This window comes from Amycolatopsis sp. M39 (genome assembly GCF_001651785.1).
In the GTDB taxonomy this organism is placed as follows: Bacteria; Actinomycetota; Actinomycetes; order Mycobacteriales; family Pseudonocardiaceae; genus Amycolatopsis; species Amycolatopsis rubida.
The window spans coordinates 204,581-221,612 of record NZ_LWSF01000006.1 but is presented as its reverse complement, the minus strand read 5'-3'; the positions used below and the strand labels follow the sequence as shown (position 1 = coordinate 221,612).

Below are 17,032 nucleotides of genomic sequence, written 5' to 3'. Positions count from 1 at the left end.
GCTGTCACGGTAATCCGTTCTCCCGCCCCGCGCAGCCCTGGACGCGCGTCCGGCGGGTGCCGTCGCCGAGCGGTTCGGTCAGCCCGGCGGCGTCGAGGTGCTCCAGCAGCGGGATCATCACCCGGCGGGTGCTGTCCAGCGCCTGCCGCGCCCGCGACACGGTGAACGGCTCGCCGAGCGCGGCCAGCACCTCCACCGCACGCTCCGGCGCGTCCGGGCCCAGCACCACTCCCTCGGCGATCGCCCGCAGCCGGCCGACGCGGACGGCGGCGGCCAATTCCCGTTTGCCCAGACCGAGTTTCCGCAGTTCGTCCGCTTCCGGCGCGCGGAACGGGTGCTCGGCGAACCGCTCTTCGAGGACGTCGACGGCGTTGTCCACTGCGGCGGTCAGCCCGGTGCCCGGTGTGCGGACGAGCCCGTCGGCGAGGACCAGCTCGCCGGTGAGGACCGCCGGAACCAGGTCCACGGCGGGCAGGCCGAGCCGTTGCCGCAACGCCTCGGCCGGGATTCCCGCCGCCAGCGGGTGTTCTCGGTTCCAAGCGGCGACCGCTTCGGCGGCCTCCGCTCGCGACTGGCTGAGGCGGGCGGGGTCGGCGTGCCAGCCGCCGAGTCGTTCGCCCGCCTCCGGCAGCCCCAGCACGCGGAAGTCCTCGTGGCGCACGAAACCCTCGCGACGGAGGTAATCCCAGCCTGGCTCCAGCGTGGTCAGCGCTTCGCCCCGGGCTCGCGCGGCACCGCGGCGCGCGAGCGACGGCGGCCGGACGTCCACCACGTCGAACCCGGCCGGGATCCGGTGCTCCCCCGGATCGCGCAGGAGCCCCCGGTCGCCGGTCCGCAGCGGCAGCGGGCTCGCGAGCAGCAGCCGCGCGGTGTCCGGCCCGAGCGGGCGAACGCGGGTCGGCACCGCCGCGGATCCCAAGTGCAGCAACAGATTTCGGTGCAGTTCGCCGGAGGGTGCGCCGCGCAGCCGGACGTCGATTTCGGTCGCCGGACGCCAGGCATCCGGGGTCAGCAGGACGTCGCCGCGGCCGACGGAATCCTGGGGCAAGCCGCGCAGATTCACCGCCACCCGGGCTACCGCGGCCACGCTTTCGCGCGGTTCGCCGAGCGCCTGCAACCCGCGGATCTGCACCCGGTTCGCGCCGAGCGTCACCTCGTCGCCGACCCGCAGCGTTCCGCCGCCGAGGGTTCCGGTGACGACGGTGCCCGCGCCTTTGATGGTGAACGCGCGGTCGATCCAGAGCCGGACGTCCGCGGCCAGGTCCGGCGGCGGCAACCGGCTGGCGAGCTTGGCAAGCTGCGCGCTCAGTTCTTCGAGCCCTTCGCCGGTCGTGCCGCTGACGCTCACCGCGGGCACCTCGCCGAGCGCCGTCGCCGCGATCTCCGCAAGCGCCGCCGCCGTCGCTCTCGCGGGGTCGGCGCGGTCGGATTTGGTGACGGCGAGCAGGCCATGGTGGACGCCGAACGCGTCCAGCGCCGCCAGGTGTTCCGCGGACTGCGGCATCCAGCCCTCGTCCGCGGCCACGACGAACAACGCGGCCGGGACAGGACCGACGCCCGCCAGCATGTTCGGGACGAATCGCTGGTGCCCGGGGACGTCCACGAAGGCGATTTCCTCGCCTTCCTCGCCGCCCAGCCGGGTCCAGGCGAAGCCGAGGTCGAGGGTCAGTCCGCGGCGGCGCTCCTCGGCCCACCGGTCCGGTTCCCTGCCGGTGAGCCGGCGGACCAGCGTGGATTTCCCGTGGTCGACGTGCCCGGCGGTGGCGATCACCCGCATCGGCGGACCGCCTCCCGCAGGATCGCGTCGTCCGCCGGGGCCACCGTCCGGAGATCGAGCAGGCACCGGTCCCGCACGATCCGGCCGACGACGGCGGGCTCGCCCAGCCGCAACGCCTCCGCGTACCGGGCAGGCAACGCGACCGCCGCGCCGGGCAACTCGACTCCGGGCGCTCCACCACCGCCCACGACCGCAGCCGAATCCACAGCCTCGGCGTCCACGCCCGCCGAACGCAGTGACTGAGCAAGCGCTTCGGCACGTTGGCGGAGACCCTCCGCGACAAGTGCCGCCCGTACGGGTGGTTCCGGCCCGCGGAGGGTGGCTTCGAGCGCGGCGAGCGTCAACTTGTCGACCCGCAGCGCGCGAGCCGCGGGATGCCGGCGCAGCCGTTGCACCAGTTCGGCGTCCCCGAACAGCAAGCCTGCCTGCGGACCGCCGAGAAGCTTGTCGCCGCTCGCGGTGACGACGTTCGCGCCCTCCGCCAGCGCGGTCGTGACGTCCGGTTCGTCCGGCAGCGGCGGATGCGGCGCGAGCAGCCCGGATCCCACGTCGGCGACCACCGGCACGCCGAGCCCGGCCAGTTCGGCGACGCCCGCCTCCGAGGTGAACCCGGTGACCTGGTAGTTCGACGGATGGATTTTGAGCACGAATCCGGTGTCCGGGCCGATGGCCGAGGCGTAATCCTCCGCCGAAGTCCGGTTGGTGGTGCCGACCTCGCGCAGTCGGGCTCCGGTCGAGGCGAGCAAGTCCGGGATGCGGAAACCGTCGCCGATCTCGACCAGTTCGCCGCGGCTGACCACGATTTCCTTGCCTGGAGCCAAGGTCAGCGCGCACAGCAGCAACGCCGCCGCGTTGTTGTTGACCACGTGCACCGCCTCCGCACGCGGCACCGCCTCCGCCAGCGCGGCCAGGGTGCCGCGGCCGCGTTGCGCCCGCTCCCCCGTTTCGAGCGCGAACTCGACGTCGGTGGCGCCGCCCGCCGCCACGATCGCGTCCAGCGCGGCAGCGGACAACGGCGCACGGCCGAGGTTGGTGTGCACGAGGACGCCGGTCGCGTTGAGCACCGGACGCAGCGACGACACCGTCGCGGGCAGCCGGGCCACCACCTCCGCGACCACCGCGCCCGGCTCGATCTCGCCCGCCCGCGCCCGCTCCTGCGCCGCCGCGACCAGCGACTTCACCAGGTCGCGGCCGAGCCGCTCGACAGCTTTCGCGATCCTCGGCTCGCCGAGCACCGCGTCGGTGCGCGGGACCGCCCGGCGCGGGTCACCCATGGCGGAGGCGGACGGGAATCGAACCCGCCAGCGGCAGGACCTGCCGCTCAACGGTGTTGAAGACCGCGCCGGTCACCAGGCCGGATACGCCTCCCTGGGGCATTCCGCCATCCTGCCAAGACCGTCGCGCCCGCGCATGATGAAAAGCATGAGGCTGACCCAGTACGCCCACGGCGGCGGCTGCGCGTGCAAAATCCCGCCCGGCGAACTGGAAACGATCGTCCGCGGGTTGTCCGGCGCCGCCCCGGACAACCCGCCCGGCGAACTCCTGGTCGGCCTCGACGACGGCGACGACGCGGCAGCCGTCCGCATCGCCGGGAACGTCGCCCTGATCGCGACGACGGACTTCTTCACCCCGGTCGTCGACGACCCGTTCGACTGGGGCCGGATCGCCGCCGCGAACGCCCTGTCCGACGTCTACGCGATGGGCGGCGTCCCGGTGGTCGCGGTCAATCTCCTCGGCTGGCCGCGCGAGGTGCTGCCGTTCGAACTGGCCGCGGAGGTGCTGCGCGGCGGCCTCGAAGTCTGCGCTGCGGCCGGATGCCATCTGTCCGGCGGGCACAGCGTCGACGACCCGGAACCCAAGTACGGCCTCGCGGTCACCGGCACCGCGGACCCGGACCGCTTGCTGCGCAACGATTCGGGCCAGCCGGGCACGCCGCTGACGCTCACCAAGCCGCTGGGGATCGGCGTCCTGAACTCGCGGCACAAGGCCACCGGCGAACGCTCCGAGGAAGCGATCGCCGCGATGACCGCGCTCAACCGCGCCGCGTCGGCCGCCGCGCTGGAGGCAGGCGCGGTGTGCGCGACCGACGTCACCGGATTCGGGTTGCTCGGGCACCTGCACAAACTGGCCCGGGCGAGCGGGGTCACCGCGCGGGTGGACCCGGCAGCTGTCCCGTACCTTGAGGGTGCGCGGGAGGCGCTGCGCGACGGGTATGTCAGCGGCGGGACTCGCCGGAACCTCGACTGGGTCCGGCCGCATGCCGACCTGTCGCGGATCTCGGAGGACGAGGCTCTGTTGCTGGCGGATGCACAGACTTCCGGCGGCCTGCTCGTGGCGGGCGAACTGCCGGGGTGTCCGGTGATCGGCGAACTCGTTCCGCGCGCTGAGCACACCGTCGTCGTGGGCTGAGGTTCGCGACGGATCCGTCGAAGCCCGCTTCGCCCTGGCCCGTCTTCGAACACCGCATCCGGCGGGCAGCGGCGAGCCTGGACCGGATCGACGCGCTGGTGTTCACCGGCGGCATCGGCGGGGACCAGCCCGAAACCGCCGAGGCGGTCGCAGGCGGTCTCGGCGTCCTTGGCATCACTGGCGCCTGTCGCGGACCCGGGAACGCGATTCGGCGATCAGCAGGCCCGAGTCGAAGATTCCGGTGCTGACCTTGCGCTCCCGGGAAGAACCCGGCCTCGCCCGCGCCGCCGCCGACGCGGGCGGCCGACCTCACGAATGCGGGTCGATGTCGTCGCCGAGCAGCCGATGCACCGCCGCCACGTTCTCGTACCGCTGCTCGGGCAGCTTGCCGAGATGGCCGATCACGTCATCGCCCGCGCCCTTCGCGACGGCCCGGCGGAGGAGTTCGTCGCGCTCGCACGGGTACTCGACTTCCGTCAGATACTTCCGGACGTCAGACATGGCGCTCCCTTCCTCGGGTTCTCCCTCCGCATACCCGCCCGGTCCGGGATCAATGCGGGTTACGCTCGGCTGGTGAACGACTCCCCGAAGCCGGCCAAGATCGGGAACGTGCTGCATCCCGTCGCCGACGTCAGCTCAGCCGTGCGGTTCTACGCCACGACCTTCGGCCTGTCCGCGAAATTCGTCGACGGAGACCGCTACGCCGCCCTCGACGCGGGCGGAACGACGCTCGCCCTCGCCGGTCCGGAGGAGGACGTCACCGGCGGCGTTCCCGCCGCGTCGTTCAAGGTGCCCGACGTCGCCGGCGCGCTGGCCGCGCTGATCGCCGGCGGCGGAACCGTTGTGCGGCAACCGGAACAAGGACCGCACGAGGTCCGTGCCGTAGCCCGCGACCCGTGGGGCAACACGATCGTGGTTTACGGGCCGCAGTAGCGAAGTCCGAGTCGCGGCGGGACCGCGTCCCGCCGCGACTCGCCTAGCGCGGCCTCCGCACGTGATCCGCGATCGCCGCGTCGTCGTCCACGCCGTACATCTCGTCGATCAACCCGGCGAACGAACCCGCCACCGCCGCGCGCTTGACCTTCCCGTTCGCCGTCCGCTCGCCTCGCGAAGCTTCCAACGGCCGCGGCAGCACCCGGAAATCCTTCAGCTGCTCCGCCCGCGCGAGATCCGCGTTGACCCGCTCCAGCTCGGCCCGCACCCGCCCGTCCAGCCCCGCGTCCGCGGCCGCGCTCGGTTCGATCAGGACGGTCAGGTATTTCCGCCCGTCGCCGACCACGATCGCTTCCTCGATCAGCGAGCTCTCCTTCAGCCGGATCTCGATCGGCTGCGGATCGACCGTCTTGCCGCCCCGGGTGATGATCACGTCCTTCTTCCGCCCGATCAGCCGGATGTTCCCGTCGGCGGTCCGCTCCATCAGGTCGCCGGTGCGGAACCAGCCGTCCGCGAAGACCGCTTCGGTTTCCCCGGGGTTCCGCCAGTACCCGCTGAACAACAGCGGCGCGCGGATCAGCATCTCCCGGTCGTCGGCCAGTTTCACCTGGTAGCGCGGGTCCGCGAACTCCCGGCCGATCCGCCCCGGACGCGGGAACGGCTGCCCGAACTGCCCGATCGGGCACCCGCCGGTCTCGGTGAGCCCGTAGTTCTCGCGCAGGTCGAGGCCCCAGATCTGCCACAGCGCCACGACGCTTTCCGGCATGGCGGCCGAAGCCGTCCACGCGACGCGCAGCCGGTCCATGCCAAGACTTGCCCGCAGCGGAACGAAAACTCCCCGGACCGCGGCGGCGTAGGCGATCCGCAGGGGCACCGGCGCACGACGGCCGGACCAGCGCCGCTCAGCCATCCGGCGACCGATCCGCATCGCGGCCCGGTATGCGAGGCGGCGGATTCCGGTCCAGGATCCGGCGAGGGCGATCAGCTCGGCGGCGAGCTTCTCGTAGAACCGAGGCGGCCACAGCACGACCGTCGGCCGTACCGCGCGCAGCACCTCGCTGTAGTCCTCGATGCGGCAGAAGGTCACGACCAAGCGCGTGCGCAGCGGTGTGAAAACAAGCAACACTGCCGGAGCCACGTGCGCCAGCGGGAGGAATCCGACCACGTCATGCCGCGTGGTCCGGCTCTCCGGGTAGAGGCCGATGACACTCTGGATCGCGTGCTGGAGCGTGCGGTGGGAATGGGTCACGCCCTTGGGAACTCCGGTGGAGCCTGAGGTGTAGAAGAGGACGGCCGGGTCGTCGAGCGCCGTGGCGGCGATCAGCTCGGCCAAGGAGTCCGGTTCTCCGGCCGAGCGCAGGTCGTCCCAGCTCACGCCGGTGATCCCCGCGGGCAGCTCCGGCGGGGCCGCGTCGATCCCGGCGACGAGCCGCAGGTCCGGAGTGTTCCCGGCGATCTTCGCGACCTTGGCGAGTTCCGTCTCCGTCTCGCCGACGAACGCGACCGCCTCGCTGTGCACGAGGACCTGTTCGATTTCGGCGGGCGAGTTGGTCGGATACACCCCGATCACGACCCCGCCGACGCTCTGCACCGCCAGCGCGGCGAACACCCATTCCGGACGCGCGCCGCTCATCACCGCGACGCGATCGCCGTGCCGGACACCCCGCGCGACCAGGCCGAACGCCAATTCGCGCACCCGGTCCAGATACCTCCGCCAGGTGATCGCTCGCACCGTCCCGCCGCACGAATACCGCAGCGCGACGGTGTCCGGCTCGCGGTGAGCGCGGTCGAGCAGCAAACCCGGCAGCGTCCGCTCCGGTTCGAACCCGGTCAGCTCCATGACCCGCCCTCTCTTCCCGCCGCGAGCCGGGATCCGGCGGCGCTCACGCGGCACGCTCGCCGAGGTGGAGGAACTCACCCCGGTACCACATCACAGGTCGCTCGGCGCCGACCCGCGCCTCGCGCACCCGCCCGATGAGGATCACGTGATCCCCGCCGGGCACGGCCTGCTCCAGTTCACAATGGAGGATCGCCGCCGCGTCCGGCAGGAGCGGATGGCCGTGTTCGTCGAACTCGAAGCTCCCGTAGGCGAACTTGTTCTCGCCTTTCGTGGCGAACCGCGTCGCCAGCTCGGCGTGCGAGGCAGTCGCCACGTTCACGACGAACCGCTCGGCCGCCAGGAAAACCGGGAAACACGTCGCGCCCCGGTCGAGGCACACGAGCACCAGCGGCGGATCGAGCGACAGCGAAGCGAAGGAACTCGCGGTGAATCCGTGCAGCGTGCCGTCCTCGCCCCGGGTCGTCACGATCGTGACGCCGGAGGGGAAACGGGACAGCGCCGAACGGAAGACGGCCGGGTCCAGATCGTGCGATACGTCAGCCATTCCATGCCTCCCGGGCAGCTCGTGCGGCAGGGTCGGTGAAAACTGTGCGCGCGTCGGCGGCCGTGACCTGCAGTCGCTTCTCGTCCGGCCATCCGGCGGTTTCCTGGAGGAGAGCCAGTTTCAAGGCCGCGAACACCGCGGGCGGTTTCGCCGCCGCCGCGCGTGCCTGTGCGCAAGCGGCCTCCAGCAACTCGCCGGGCTCAACCACTTCGTCGACAATGCCCCACGCTTTCGCCTCCGCCGCGTCGACCGGTTCTCCGCCCAGCAACAGCCGCCGGGCACCACGATCGCCCACAACCTCACGGACCCGGCCGATCCCCTTCACTGCGGGCACCATCCCGTGGTCGACTTCGGGGAAAACGAACCGCGCCCGCGACGACGCGTAAACGACATCGGCGAACAACGCCATCTCGATCCCGCCGCCGACGCACCAGCCGTTCACCGCGCACACCAGCGGCCGGGGAAACTTTTCCAGTGCGCAGAGCAGCGCGTGAAACGACGTCATCCGCTCGGCCATCGACGCGGCGTCGCGGCCGACCGCTTCCTTGAGGTCGCCGCCCGCGCAGAAGAACCGGTCACCCGCGCCGGTCAGGACGACCGCGGGAGCGGCCGGGCCGCGGGCGAGGTCTTCCAGCGTCGTGGCCAGCCGGCTGATCAGCGAGTTGCTGAGCGCGTTCGCGGGCGGACGGCTCAGGGTCAGGACCACCGCGCCGTCCGTTTCGTCGGACACCTGGACGGCGCCGAGCGAAGCCGTGGTCATGTCGCCGACATGCCGGAAGCGGAAGGAAAGACCGGTGCGCGCTTTTCCCGGAACGCTTGGCGCGCTTCGCGGTAGTCGGCTCCGGCGAAGTCGAGAATTTCCAGCGCACCGGCCAATTCGTGCTGCGGCAGCGCATTCGTGAGCCATATGTTGAGCGCGCGTTTCGTGAACCGGAGCGCCTGCTGCGAGCCCTGCGCGAGCTGGGTGGCGACCTCCAGCGCACGCGGCAGCACCTGTTCGCGGGGCACGGCCAGGCTCACGAGCCCGATCCGCTCCGCCTCCGCCCCGGTCAGTTTCTCCGAGGTCAGCACGTAATACTTCGTCTTGGCCATCCCGACCAGCAGCGGCCAGATCAACGCGGCATGATCGCCCGCGGTCACGCCGACCTTGGTGTGGCCTTCGATCAGCACCGCGTCCTCGGCGGCGATGCTGATGTCCGCGAGCAATGCCGTCGACAGGCCGTAGCCGACCGCCGGACCGTTGATCGCGGAAATGATCGGCTTTTCGATCCGCAGCATCGTCGAAATCCGCCGCCGCTCGGATTCCAGCATCGCGAGCGCGGCTTCCGGCGCCGGGTCGGGTTCGCGCACGTCCATTCCCGTGCAGAACGCCTTGCCCGCCCCGGTCACCACGACGACCCGGGTCTCGTCGTCGCGCTCGACGTCGGCCCAGACCTCGCTCAGCTCTTCGAACATCGGCATCAGCAGCGCGTTGTACCGCTCGGGCCGGTTGATCGTGATCAACAGGACGCCGTCGGCCGGACGCTCGACGAGCACGTTCCCGGTGCCGTGCTGGTAACGCTCGCTCATCGGACCGCCTCCGCGGTCTTGCTCCCGGACTGGAACCGGCGCAGCGCTTCCTCGTGCGCCGGACGCGCGGCGCGGATGCCGGCCAGCACGTCCTCAGCCGGGCGCACCACGTTGCGCGGATGCTTGAACCGCGGGATCACGTACTTGCCGAACAGCTCGATCGAACGCATCAACTGGTCGTGCGGGAGACTGTCCACTCGCAACACCAGCGACTCCACGCCCATGTCCGCGTACCGCTGGACGTGCTCGACGCAATGCTCCGGGTCGCCGACCAGGAAGCCCTGCGAACGTTCGAACAGGTATTCCTCGTCGCTGAAATCGACGTCGTTGACCGCGCCCATGTAGGCGTAGTCCTGGGAAAGCTTCGCCAGCCGCCCGAACGCGTCGGTGGAAAGCTTGGACATCTCGAACAGCGGACGCGCCTGTTCGCGGGCCAGCGCGGTCGTTTCGGCGCAGTGCATGCCGCCGCTGACCAGCACCATCTTGCGCGGAGTGATCGGGTACGAGTGGGTGGTGGCGGCGAGGGTCTCGTCGTAGAGCTTCAGCATGTTCTCCACGAGGTCGTAGCCGAGGTAAAACCCGCCCATGATCGCGCCGATGCCCATCGCGGCAGCGGTTTCGACCGAACTCGGGCTGCCCGCGGCGACCGAGATCGGCGGGTACGGCGCCTGCAGCGGCTTCGGCACCAGGCTGCGCGGCGGGACCTTGTAGTGCTCGCCCACGAAGGAGAACGGATCGTCGAGGAACGCGCGGCGGATCAGCTCGATCCCTTCGCGCCACTGGGATTTGTTCTCCGTCGGGTCCACCTCGAAGGCCCGCAGCGCGAGCGTCGTGTTGCCGCGTCCGGTGCCGAGTTCGATCCGGCCGTTGGACAGGATGTCCTCGGTCGCGATCCGTTCCGCGACGCGCAGTGCGTGGTTCATTCGCGTCGGCAGCAGCGTCACGAGGTGGATGAAGCGGATCCTGCTCGTGAGCGCCATCAGGTACGGGTAGAGCACCTCCGGCGCCGAGACCGTCGCCGTGCCGATGGCGACGTGCTGTTCGGAACTCCCGAACGCGTCGAAGCCGACCTGCTCGGCGAGCAGCACCTCCTCGACCAGTTCCCGGTAGCGGTGCTCGTGGGTGAGCCCGACCGGGGTGTCCCCCTCCGACATGAGGATGAAGTCCATGAGTGCCCCTTTCCCGTCGATGTTATTGCTCGATAACATAAGGCGGAGCTAACCCGTGGTCAAGAGCCCTCTTGGGAGGAAAAGTGTTACTTAGTACTAACTTCGTCTGGTGGAGCGCATGAGCGAGCTGCGGATCGAGCACCTGACCTCGCCGGAGATCGCCGATGCGCTCGCGAGCGGCAAGCGGACCGCGATCCTGCCGCTGGGCGCTACCGAACAACACGGCGCCCACCTGCCGCTGTCGGTCGACAGCGACCACGCGGACCGGCTGGGCGCGCTCGTCGCGGAACGACTCGGCGACGCGCTCGTTCTGCCGACCGTGCGTCTTGGCTGCTCCGCGCATCATCTCGGCTTCCCGGGGACCCTGTCGCTGCGGCCCGAAACCCTGGAAGCCATCTGCGTCGACTGTTGCGAAAGCCTTGCCGCACACGGGTTTCGCCGGGCCCTGATCTTCTCCGCGCACATTGGCAACTATCCGCTGCTGAGCGGGATCGAGGCGAAACTCGCCGCGCGGCCGCCTGCCGGACTGGACGTGATCGCGTTCACCGACGCTGCCGCGGTGCTCGACGCCTGGCGCACTGCCGTCGCCGATCTGGCCAGCCAGGTCGGCGGACATGCCGATGTCGCCGAAAGCTCGATCATGCTCGCGCTTCGGCCGGAGGCGGTGCGCACCGACCGCGCCGCCGCCGGCCTCGCTGAGCCGATGAACGATGCCCTGCTGGCCCGGGTATTAACCGGCGGCGTTCAGGCGGTCGCCCCGGACGGCGTGCTCGGCGACCCTCGCGGAATGTCCTCCGACCTGGGCTTTGCCTGCCTCAGCGCGGTCGCGGACTTGCTGACGGAGTACGCGACGGCTCGTTATCGGCCTCTCACCTAGACTCGTGCCATGACGAGCTCATCTCGCGCCGCGTCGCCGCGTTCCTCGCGCAGGCAGACGCTGATCAAGGTCGCCGGCGAGTTGTTCCACGAGCGCGCCTTCGACGCGGTCACCACCGAGATGATCGGTGCGCGGGCCGGCGTGACCGGGCCCGCGCTCTACCGGCATTTTCCCAGCAAACAGGCGTTGCTGATCGCAGTGCTCGAGGATCCGCTGAAGGACCTGCTGGCCCATGCGCGCGAGACCGCGGCGGAGGTGACCGATCCGCGCAAGGCGCTTGCGGCGATGATCGACTATCACGTCACGCGCAGCCTGCAGAATGTGCCGTCGACGTTGGTGTTCTTGAAGAATGAGCACAACGTGCCGGAGGAGGAACGGCACCGGATGCGGCGGATGATGCGGCTGTATGCCGAGGAGTGGAGCGCGTTGGTGGAGCGGCTTCGGCCCGATCTGTCCGACGCGCAGAACCGGGTGCTGACGCACGCGGTGTTTTCGATGATCAATTCGGTGCCGCAGTTCAACAGCGGGCTTGATGTGGAGAGTGTGGCATCGACGATCCGCACGGCGGCGGTCAATGCGTTGCTGGTTCCGGCGGGGACTGTCTGAGGCGGGGTGGCTCGTCGCCTGGGGGCGACATTGCCGTGGTCTTGGCGTGGGGCACCCCGAAGCTTGAGCGTGCTGACGGTTCGGGGGTGCTTGTCAAGGCGGGAAAGATACCTTGACAAGCACCCCCGAACCGCAGGGAGGCTTCGTATCGGGGTTGGGGAAGGGCTGGGCGCCTCGATCGTCGGGTGCGTCGGCGGCGGTGGTTGTGCGCGGGTTGTCGTACGCGGAGCGTGCTGGGGGCTGACGGTGGCGGGTTCGTGAGAGTGCGGGGGTAGCGCCCCCATGCGGCAGTGGGTGCGTCAGATGCACCCAATGTGGCGTTCGGTGCGTGGGATGCACCCAATGCCACATGGGGGCGGCAACCCCGGACGCATGGGGGGCGACAGCCCCGGAGGCATGGGGGCGGCAACCCCGGAGGCATGAGGGCGGGCCAGCCCCCGGAGGCACGGGGGCGGGCAACCCCCGGAGGCTTGCGTCCCGGCGGCCGGGAGGGCCGGGGAGGGGCCCCACGAGGGAACCCAAGTGAGTGAAGGGACCCCTCACGGACCGGTCGCGGGTCGTGAGGCCCGGTCAAGGGTCGTGAGGCCCGGTCAAGGGTCGTGAGGCCCGGTCAAGGGTCGTGANGGGTCGTGAGGCCCGGTCAAGGGTCGTGAGGCCCGGTCAAGGGTCGTGAGGCCCGGTCAAGGGTCGTGCGGGGAACCCTCACGGAATCAGAGTCAATGAGGATTCCCCGCACGCACCTTGGCTTGCCGTGGGCGGCGGCTGGCGACGGCGGTCACATACAGATGTCAGACATTCGGTGTTAGGGTTGCCTTATGAACGATCTTCGGGCACCCCACCGGGTCGCCAGTCTTGCCGCGCAGCTCGTGGATACTTTGCGGGAGCAGATCGCGTCCGGGGAATGGCCGGTCGGGATGCGGATTCCGGCGGAGAACGACCTGGTCAAGCAGCTTGGCGTCGGGCGGACGACGGTGCGGGAGGCGCTCGGCGCGCTGGTGCACCTCGGCCTGCTGGAGGCTCGGCGGGGCGACGGGACGTACGTCCGCGCGTCCAGCGAAATGCAGTCCGTCTTGATACGACGGGCCAATTCCTCCCGGCGGAGCGACGTGCTGGAACTGCGGGCCGTGCTGGAGGAGTACGCCTCGGGGCTGGCTGCGGTGCGCCGCAGCGACGCCGACCTCGCCGCCTTGCGGCATCTGCTCGACGAGGCCGAGAACCGAGACGACACCGAGACAGCTGTCGAGGCGGACGTTCGTTTTCACCAGGCCGTCGTGAACGCGGGACGGAATTCGCTGCTCACCGAGGTGTACGACGTCCTCAGCGCGTCCGTTGCGGAGCAGATCGGCGACACTCTCTGGCCCGGCGAAACCGCCGACGAGCACACTCGGCTGCACCGGCAGCTGGTCGAGGCGATCGCTGCCCAGGACGAGGTCGGGGCACGGTACTGCGCGGCCGAAATCGTGAAGCTCACCGGGGCCGGGACGGAGCGGGAGAAGTGACCGCCGAAGTCGAAGCGCCGGCCGCCGCGAAGAGAGCGATCGGCAAACCTGAGTGGTCGGCCGGGTTGTTGCTCGCGATCCTTCTGGTGGCTGCCAATTTGCGCGCGACGCTGACTGGCGTCGGCACGCTGCTGCCCGCCATCGAACATGACACCGGGCTGCCCGCGTCGGCCGGTGGCGTGCTCAATACGTTGCCGCTGCTGATGTTCGCGGTGACTTCGCCGCTCGTCGGCCGTGTCTCGCACCGGATCGGTTCCACGCGGCTGCTCGTGCTTTCGCTGGCGGTGCTGGCGGCAGGCACGGTGGTCCGGTCGCTGCCGTCGATTGCCTGCTTGTTCGCGGGGACGGTGTTGCTCTCCGCGGCGATTGCGGTGGGGAATGTCTTGCTGCCTACGGTGATTCGCACTCACGTACCGGCCTCGCGGATCCATGCCGTCAGTGCGCTTTACGTCACGGTCATGGGTGTGGTCGCGGCGGTGTCGTCCGGGATTTCCGTCCCCTTGGCCGGGGCGTTGCCGGGCGGCTGGCATTCCGCGCTGGCTTGGGGCGTGGTCGTCGCGTTGGCGGCGCTGGCCGGATGGTTGCCGAGGTTGCGCGGTTCGCGGCCGGACACCGGAGCGCGGACGGGTGCCTCGCACGCGCCGACGCCGTGGCGGTCTTGGCTGGCGTGGCAGGTTTCCCTGTTCATGGGCCTGCAATCGCTCGCCTTCTACACCGCCGTCGCGTGGCTGCCCAGCATCCTCAGCGGGCAGGGCATGAGCACCGCGGCGGCCGGCTGGATGCTGTTCTACTACCAGCTCGTCGCACTGGCCACCGGCATGGTGCTGCCGCTGCTCACCCGGGGCCGGGCCGACCAGCGCTTTCCGGCGGCCGCGGCGTCGGCGGTCACCGCGGCGGGGTTCGCGGTCCTCCTTCTGGCGCCGGGAATCGCGATCGCCGGGTGCACCCTGCTCGGGCTCGGCACCGGGGTTTGCCTGGTGCTGGCGCTCAGCTTCCAGAGCCAGCGCGCGACCGGTCCGAGCGAGACCACTGCTCTGGCCGGGATGGCGCAGTCCATCGGCTACCTGGTCGCGGCGGCCGGACCGCTGCTGCTCGGCATTCTCCACGACGCCACGGGAAGCTGGTCCGGCGCGCTCGTCGCGCTCACCGCGTTGAGTGTCGTCATGGTCTTCACCGGGTACGGCGCCGGGCGCGACCGTCACGTTCGCGCTGATGTCTGATCTCGACCTCGCCGACCAGGTGACCCGCCAGCTTCTCGCGCTGACGCGGCTGGTCAAGCGATCCGAGGCGGCGCCGGACGAGCCGATGTGCTTGCCGCTGCTGGCCATGCTCGCCGAGGACGGCCCGTTCCGGGCCGGGGAAATCGCCGCGGTGCTGGGCGTGAACCCGTCGACGGTCAGCCGCCAGGTCGCCGGGCTGATCCGGTCCGGCCTGGTCGAACGCCGCGCCGATCCCGAGGACGGGCGAGTCAGCCCGCTGGCCGTCACCGCCGCCGGACGGCGGATCCTCGATCTCGGACGACGGCGCCGGGCCGCTCAGTTCGGCGACGCTCTCGCCGGATGGTCGCCGGAGGCGCGGGCGCGGTTCGCGGATCTGCTCGGCTGTTTTGTCCGCGATCTCCGGCAAGCGGGTTCGCTCCCCGCCAAGTAAGCAGCACCCCTTCCGCTCGATGTTATTGATGGATAACATAAGCACGCAGATACTTCCAGTTCATCTAACTTTCGCAGTTATCGCTCACTAACTTTGAGACTCAGGGAGGTTCGCCATGCCGGATGCCGCGGACAGCGTGCGCGCGGCCGTGCTCGCGCTAGAGGAAGGCCGGATGGTCGTGGTCGTCGACGACCAGGACCGGGAGAACGAGGGCGACCTCGTGCTCCCGGCCGACAGCGTCACTGCCGGCCAGATGGCCTTTCTCGTCGCGCACACCACCGGAATCGTGTGCGCACCGATGACCGAGGAACGCGCCGGCGCGCTCGCGCTCCCGCCGATGGTGGCGGAGAACAAGGACGCGCACGGCACCGCGTTCACCGTCTCCGTGGATCACATCGACGCCGGGACCGGAGTGTCCGCCACGGCTCGCACGCTCACCTGCCGTGCGCTAGCCGATCCGGTCACGACGCCCGGGAAGCTTCGCCGTCCAGGCCACATTTTCCCGTTGCGCGCGCGGCACGGCGGCGTGCTCGTCCGGGCTGGACACACCGAGGCCGCGGTCGATCTGCTGCAGCTGGCCGGCCGTGAACCGGTCGGTGTCATCAGCGAACTGATCGGCCCGGACGGAGAAATGCTGCGCGACGAGGCCGTGCGGGAGTTCGCCGCGGACCACGATCTGCCGGTCGTCGCGATCGCCGATCTGGTCCGGTATCGCCGCCGGACCGAGCGGCTCGCCGAACCGGTCGCGACCGCCGCGATGCCGACCGCCTTCGGCGATTTCCGGGCTGTCGCGTACCGGTCGCAAGTGGACGGAGCCGAGCACCTCGCGCTCGTCATGGGCGACGTCGCCGCCGCCGGTCGCTCCGAGCGCGGCGCGCTGGTTCGGGTGCACAGCGAATGCCTGACCGGCGACATCCTCGGTTCGTTGCGCTGCGACTGCGGCACCCAGCTCGAACAAGCGATGCGCGCGGTGGCCGACGAGGGCTGCGGGGCGATCGTCTACCTGCGCGGACACGAGGGCCGCGGTATCGGGCTGGCGCACAAGATCCAGGCCTACGCCCTCCAGGAATCGGGCCTCGACACGGTCGAGGCCAATGTCGCGCAGGGCCTTCCCGCGGATTCCCGCTCCTACGATTCCGGAGCGCGGATCCTCGACCATCTCGGAGTCCGGCGAGTGCGGTTGATCACCAACAACCCGGAGAAATGCCGCGGGCTCGGCGAATACGGGCTTCGGATCGTGGCGCGGGTCGCGCTGCGCGCGGTCGAAACTCCGCAGAACCTGCGCTACCTCCGCACGAAACGCGACCGCATGGGCCACCGCTTCGGAGCATTGACCGATCCGGCGCCGGAGCAGAAAACCTCCTGACCCTTGTTCCTCTCCGCGCGGCCGGTGCTCCCCCTCGGCCCGCCGCGCATTGTCTCCGGCGACCAGCCACAGTGGACTCCTGTTATGGTCTGCGGTGACCACGTCCCGTTTCCAGGAGGAGCCGCCGCGATGGCACAGAAAGTCCTCGTCGAGATGATCGACGACCTCGACGGGTCCGAAGCCGGGCAGACCGTCCCCTTCGGACTCGACGGCGTCCAGTACGAAATCGACCTGTCCGACGACAACGCCGCCACCCTGCGCGACGAGCTCGCGACGTTCATCGCCGCCGCCCGCCGCACCGGCGGACGCAAGACGACCGTGCGGGCCACGGCCGCGCCGAGCGCCGAGGAACGCGAGCGCTCCAAGGCGATCCGCACGTGGGCGCTCGACAACAACTGGGCCATCGCCGAACGCGGCCGCATCCCGCGCGAGGTGATCGCCGCCTACGAGGAAAGCCAGAAGCCGGTGGCGAAACCCCGCAAGCGCACCGCGAAAAAGCGCGCCGGGAAATAAGAGCCCGGTCTCGGCGGGTTCCGGATTGATCATTCCGGGAAAAGCCGGGCGAGGCGTTCGCTCCCCCACCGAAGTTCCGGTGCCCCGCGACCCCGTCCTCCGCGCACGAAGAAAACCCCGCCCGGCCGCGAGCGATTGCCTCCGGCCGGGCGGTCTTTCCCCGTCCGGGAACGGATAACGGCCTTCCGGCTCCGGCGACGGGCGAGTCCGGCTGTCGCGCCGAGACAACTGCCCAGGTCGGTGCGCGCGAAGCCGTCCCATGAGGGCGATCCGCACGACG

The 17,032-nt window shown here is 70.3% G+C and carries 18 protein-coding genes and 1 tRNA gene; 10 read left to right on the top strand and 9 right to left on the bottom strand.

All coding sequences use genetic code 11. From position 1 onward, the window contains the following. Nucleotides 1-4 precede the first annotated feature (4 nt). The 3 genes from selB to A4R44_RS18235 form a co-directional block, all read right to left on the bottom strand. The gene (gene selB, locus A4R44_RS18245) at nt 5-1,777 is read right to left on the bottom strand and encodes a selenocysteine-specific translation elongation factor (protein WP_067581680.1); all 1,773 of its coding nucleotides are present in this window, start codon (nt 1,775-1,777) and stop codon (nt 5-7) included. Continuing rightward, nucleotides 1,768-3,051, bottom strand: a complete 1,284-nt coding sequence (selA, locus tag A4R44_RS18240) for an L-seryl-tRNA(Sec) selenium transferase (RefSeq protein WP_067581677.1) — start codon at nt 3,049-3,051, stop codon at nt 1,768-1,770. Before selA ends, selB begins: the two co-directional genes overlap by 10 nt. Further along, nucleotides 3,051-3,145 (bottom strand) — tRNA-Sec (locus A4R44_RS18235). Before A4R44_RS18235 ends, selA begins: the two co-directional genes overlap by 1 nt. A 45-nt stretch (nt 3,146-3,190) precedes the next feature. Between A4R44_RS18235 and selD the strand changes: the two genes are divergently transcribed. Together selD and A4R44_RS50440 are read left to right on the top strand one after the other, a co-directional pair. Further along, on the top strand, nt 3,191-4,186 hold the full coding sequence (gene selD, locus A4R44_RS18230) for a selenide, water dikinase SelD (protein WP_067582324.1): 996 nt from the start codon (nt 3,191-3,193) through the stop codon (nt 4,184-4,186). A gap of 98 nt (nt 4,187-4,284) precedes the next feature. Further along, nucleotides 4,285-4,434 carry a hypothetical protein gene (locus A4R44_RS50440; RefSeq protein ID WP_232791652.1) on the top strand — a complete coding sequence of 50 codons (150 nt, stop codon included), beginning with the start codon at nt 4,285-4,287 and terminating at the stop codon, nt 4,432-4,434. Between the two features lie 61 nt (nt 4,435-4,495). Here the strand turns inward: A4R44_RS50440 and A4R44_RS18225 are convergent, their stop codons facing one another. Continuing rightward, nucleotides 4,496-4,687 carry a DUF2795 domain-containing protein gene (locus tag A4R44_RS18225; protein WP_067581674.1) on the bottom strand — a complete coding sequence of 64 codons (192 nt, stop codon included), beginning with the start codon at nt 4,685-4,687 and terminating at the stop codon, nt 4,496-4,498. A gap of 72 nt (nt 4,688-4,759) precedes the next feature. Between A4R44_RS18225 and A4R44_RS18220 the strand changes: the two genes are divergently transcribed. Next, nucleotides 4,760-5,119, top strand: a complete 360-nt coding sequence (locus A4R44_RS18220) for a VOC family protein (protein ID WP_067581671.1) — start codon at nt 4,760-4,762, stop codon at nt 5,117-5,119. Between the two features lie 43 nt (nt 5,120-5,162). On the opposite strand, the gene A4R44_RS18215 is transcribed toward A4R44_RS18220, so the two are convergent. The 5 genes from A4R44_RS18215 to A4R44_RS18195 are packed head-to-tail and all read right to left on the bottom strand — an operon-like array spanning nt 5,163 to nt 10,241. Continuing rightward, nucleotides 5,163-7,037, bottom strand: coding sequence for a long-chain fatty acid--CoA ligase (locus A4R44_RS18215; protein WP_157904913.1), 1,875 nt, complete (start codon nt 7,035-7,037; stop codon nt 5,163-5,165). Next, nucleotides 7,003-7,503 (bottom strand): flavin reductase family protein, encoded by a 501-nt coding sequence (locus A4R44_RS18210; RefSeq protein ID WP_067581665.1) that lies wholly within the window; start codon nt 7,501-7,503, stop codon nt 7,003-7,005. The genes A4R44_RS18215 and A4R44_RS18210 overlap by 35 nt, the downstream gene beginning before the upstream one ends. Beyond that, nucleotides 7,496-8,263, bottom strand: a complete 768-nt coding sequence (locus tag A4R44_RS18205) for an enoyl-CoA hydratase/isomerase family protein (RefSeq protein WP_067581663.1) — start codon at nt 8,261-8,263, stop codon at nt 7,496-7,498. Before A4R44_RS18205 ends, A4R44_RS18210 begins: the two co-directional genes overlap by 8 nt. Continuing rightward, nucleotides 8,260-9,072 (bottom strand): enoyl-CoA hydratase/isomerase family protein, encoded by an 813-nt coding sequence (locus A4R44_RS18200; RefSeq protein WP_067581660.1) that lies wholly within the window; start codon nt 9,070-9,072, stop codon nt 8,260-8,262. Before A4R44_RS18200 ends, A4R44_RS18205 begins: the two co-directional genes overlap by 4 nt. Continuing rightward, nucleotides 9,069-10,241 carry an LLM class flavin-dependent oxidoreductase gene (locus A4R44_RS18195; protein ID WP_067581657.1) on the bottom strand — a complete coding sequence of 391 codons (1,173 nt, stop codon included), beginning with the start codon at nt 10,239-10,241 and terminating at the stop codon, nt 9,069-9,071. Before A4R44_RS18195 ends, A4R44_RS18200 begins: the two co-directional genes overlap by 4 nt. 118 nt (nt 10,242-10,359) lie before the next feature. On the opposite strand from A4R44_RS18195, the gene A4R44_RS18190 reads away from it, so the two are divergent. The 7 genes from A4R44_RS18190 to A4R44_RS18160 all read left to right on the top strand — a co-directional run bounded on the left by A4R44_RS18190 (nt 10,360) and on the right by A4R44_RS18160 (nt 16,752). Then, nucleotides 10,360-11,118, top strand: a complete 759-nt coding sequence (locus tag A4R44_RS18190; RefSeq protein WP_067582321.1) for a creatininase family protein — start codon at nt 10,360-10,362, stop codon at nt 11,116-11,118. A gap of 9 nt (nt 11,119-11,127) precedes the next feature. Continuing rightward, nucleotides 11,128-11,724: a TetR/AcrR family transcriptional regulator gene (locus tag A4R44_RS18185; RefSeq protein ID WP_067581654.1), complete on the top strand. Its 597-nt coding sequence runs from the start codon at nt 11,128-11,130 to the stop codon at nt 11,722-11,724. Nucleotides 11,725-12,539: 815 nt separating this feature from the next. Next, nucleotides 12,540-13,223: a FadR/GntR family transcriptional regulator gene (locus A4R44_RS18180; protein ID WP_067581651.1), complete on the top strand. Its 684-nt coding sequence runs from the start codon at nt 12,540-12,542 to the stop codon at nt 13,221-13,223. Next, the gene (locus A4R44_RS18175) at nt 13,220-14,443 is read left to right on the top strand and encodes an MFS transporter (protein ID WP_161269590.1); all 1,224 of its coding nucleotides are present in this window, start codon (nt 13,220-13,222) and stop codon (nt 14,441-14,443) included. Before A4R44_RS18180 ends, A4R44_RS18175 begins: the two co-directional genes overlap by 4 nt. Further along, nucleotides 14,436-14,873, top strand: a complete 438-nt coding sequence (locus A4R44_RS18170; protein ID WP_093573786.1) for a MarR family winged helix-turn-helix transcriptional regulator — start codon at nt 14,436-14,438, stop codon at nt 14,871-14,873. The genes A4R44_RS18175 and A4R44_RS18170 overlap by 8 nt, the downstream gene beginning before the upstream one ends. Nucleotides 14,874-14,988: 115 nt before the next feature. Next, on the top strand, nt 14,989-16,239 hold the full coding sequence (locus tag A4R44_RS18165; protein ID WP_067581645.1) for a bifunctional 3,4-dihydroxy-2-butanone-4-phosphate synthase/GTP cyclohydrolase II: 1,251 nt from the start codon (nt 14,989-14,991) through the stop codon (nt 16,237-16,239). A gap of 129 nt (nt 16,240-16,368) precedes the next feature. Next, nucleotides 16,369-16,752: an Lsr2 family protein gene (locus A4R44_RS18160; RefSeq protein WP_067581642.1), complete on the top strand. Its 384-nt coding sequence runs from the start codon at nt 16,369-16,371 to the stop codon at nt 16,750-16,752. Nucleotides 16,753-17,032: the final 280 nt, after the last annotated feature.

Excerpts from the sequence above, each read along its gene's own strand:
- A4R44_RS18165 (WP_067581645.1), top strand. The coding sequence starts at position 14,989 with ATGCCGGATGCCGCGGACAGCGTGCGCGCGGCCGTGCTCGCGCTAGAG.
- selB (WP_067581680.1), bottom strand. The coding sequence starts at position 1,777 with ATGCGGGTGATCGCCACCGCCGGGCACGTCGACCACGGGAAATCCACG.
- A4R44_RS18160 (WP_067581642.1), top strand. The coding sequence starts at position 16,369 with ATGGCACAGAAAGTCCTCGTCGAGATGATCGACGACCTCGACGGGTCC.
- A4R44_RS18195 (WP_067581657.1), bottom strand. The coding sequence starts at position 10,241 with ATGGACTTCATCCTCATGTCGGAGGGGGACACCCCGGTCGGGCTCACC.
- A4R44_RS18190 (WP_067582321.1), top strand. The coding sequence starts at position 10,360 with ATGAGCGAGCTGCGGATCGAGCACCTGACCTCGCCGGAGATCGCCGAT.
- A4R44_RS18200 (WP_067581660.1), bottom strand. The coding sequence starts at position 9,072 with ATGAGCGAGCGTTACCAGCACGGCACCGGGAACGTGCTCGTCGAGCGT.
- A4R44_RS18210 (WP_067581665.1), bottom strand. The coding sequence starts at position 7,503 with ATGGCTGACGTATCGCACGATCTGGACCCGGCCGTCTTCCGTTCGGCG.
- selD (WP_067582324.1), top strand. The coding sequence starts at position 3,191 with ATGAAAAGCATGAGGCTGACCCAGTACGCCCACGGCGGCGGCTGCGCG.
- A4R44_RS18185 (WP_067581654.1), top strand. The coding sequence starts at position 11,128 with ATGACGAGCTCATCTCGCGCCGCGTCGCCGCGTTCCTCGCGCAGGCAG.
- A4R44_RS18205 (WP_067581663.1), bottom strand. The coding sequence starts at position 8,263 with ATGACCACGGCTTCGCTCGGCGCCGTCCAGGTGTCCGACGAAACGGAC.
- selA (WP_067581677.1), bottom strand. The coding sequence starts at position 3,051 with ATGGGTGACCCGCGCCGGGCGGTCCCGCGCACCGACGCGGTGCTCGGC.
- A4R44_RS18180 (WP_067581651.1), top strand. The coding sequence starts at position 12,540 with ATGAACGATCTTCGGGCACCCCACCGGGTCGCCAGTCTTGCCGCGCAG.
- A4R44_RS18170 (WP_093573786.1), top strand. The coding sequence starts at position 14,436 with ATGTCTGATCTCGACCTCGCCGACCAGGTGACCCGCCAGCTTCTCGCG.
- A4R44_RS18225 (WP_067581674.1), bottom strand. The coding sequence starts at position 4,687 with ATGTCTGACGTCCGGAAGTATCTGACGGAAGTCGAGTACCCGTGCGAG.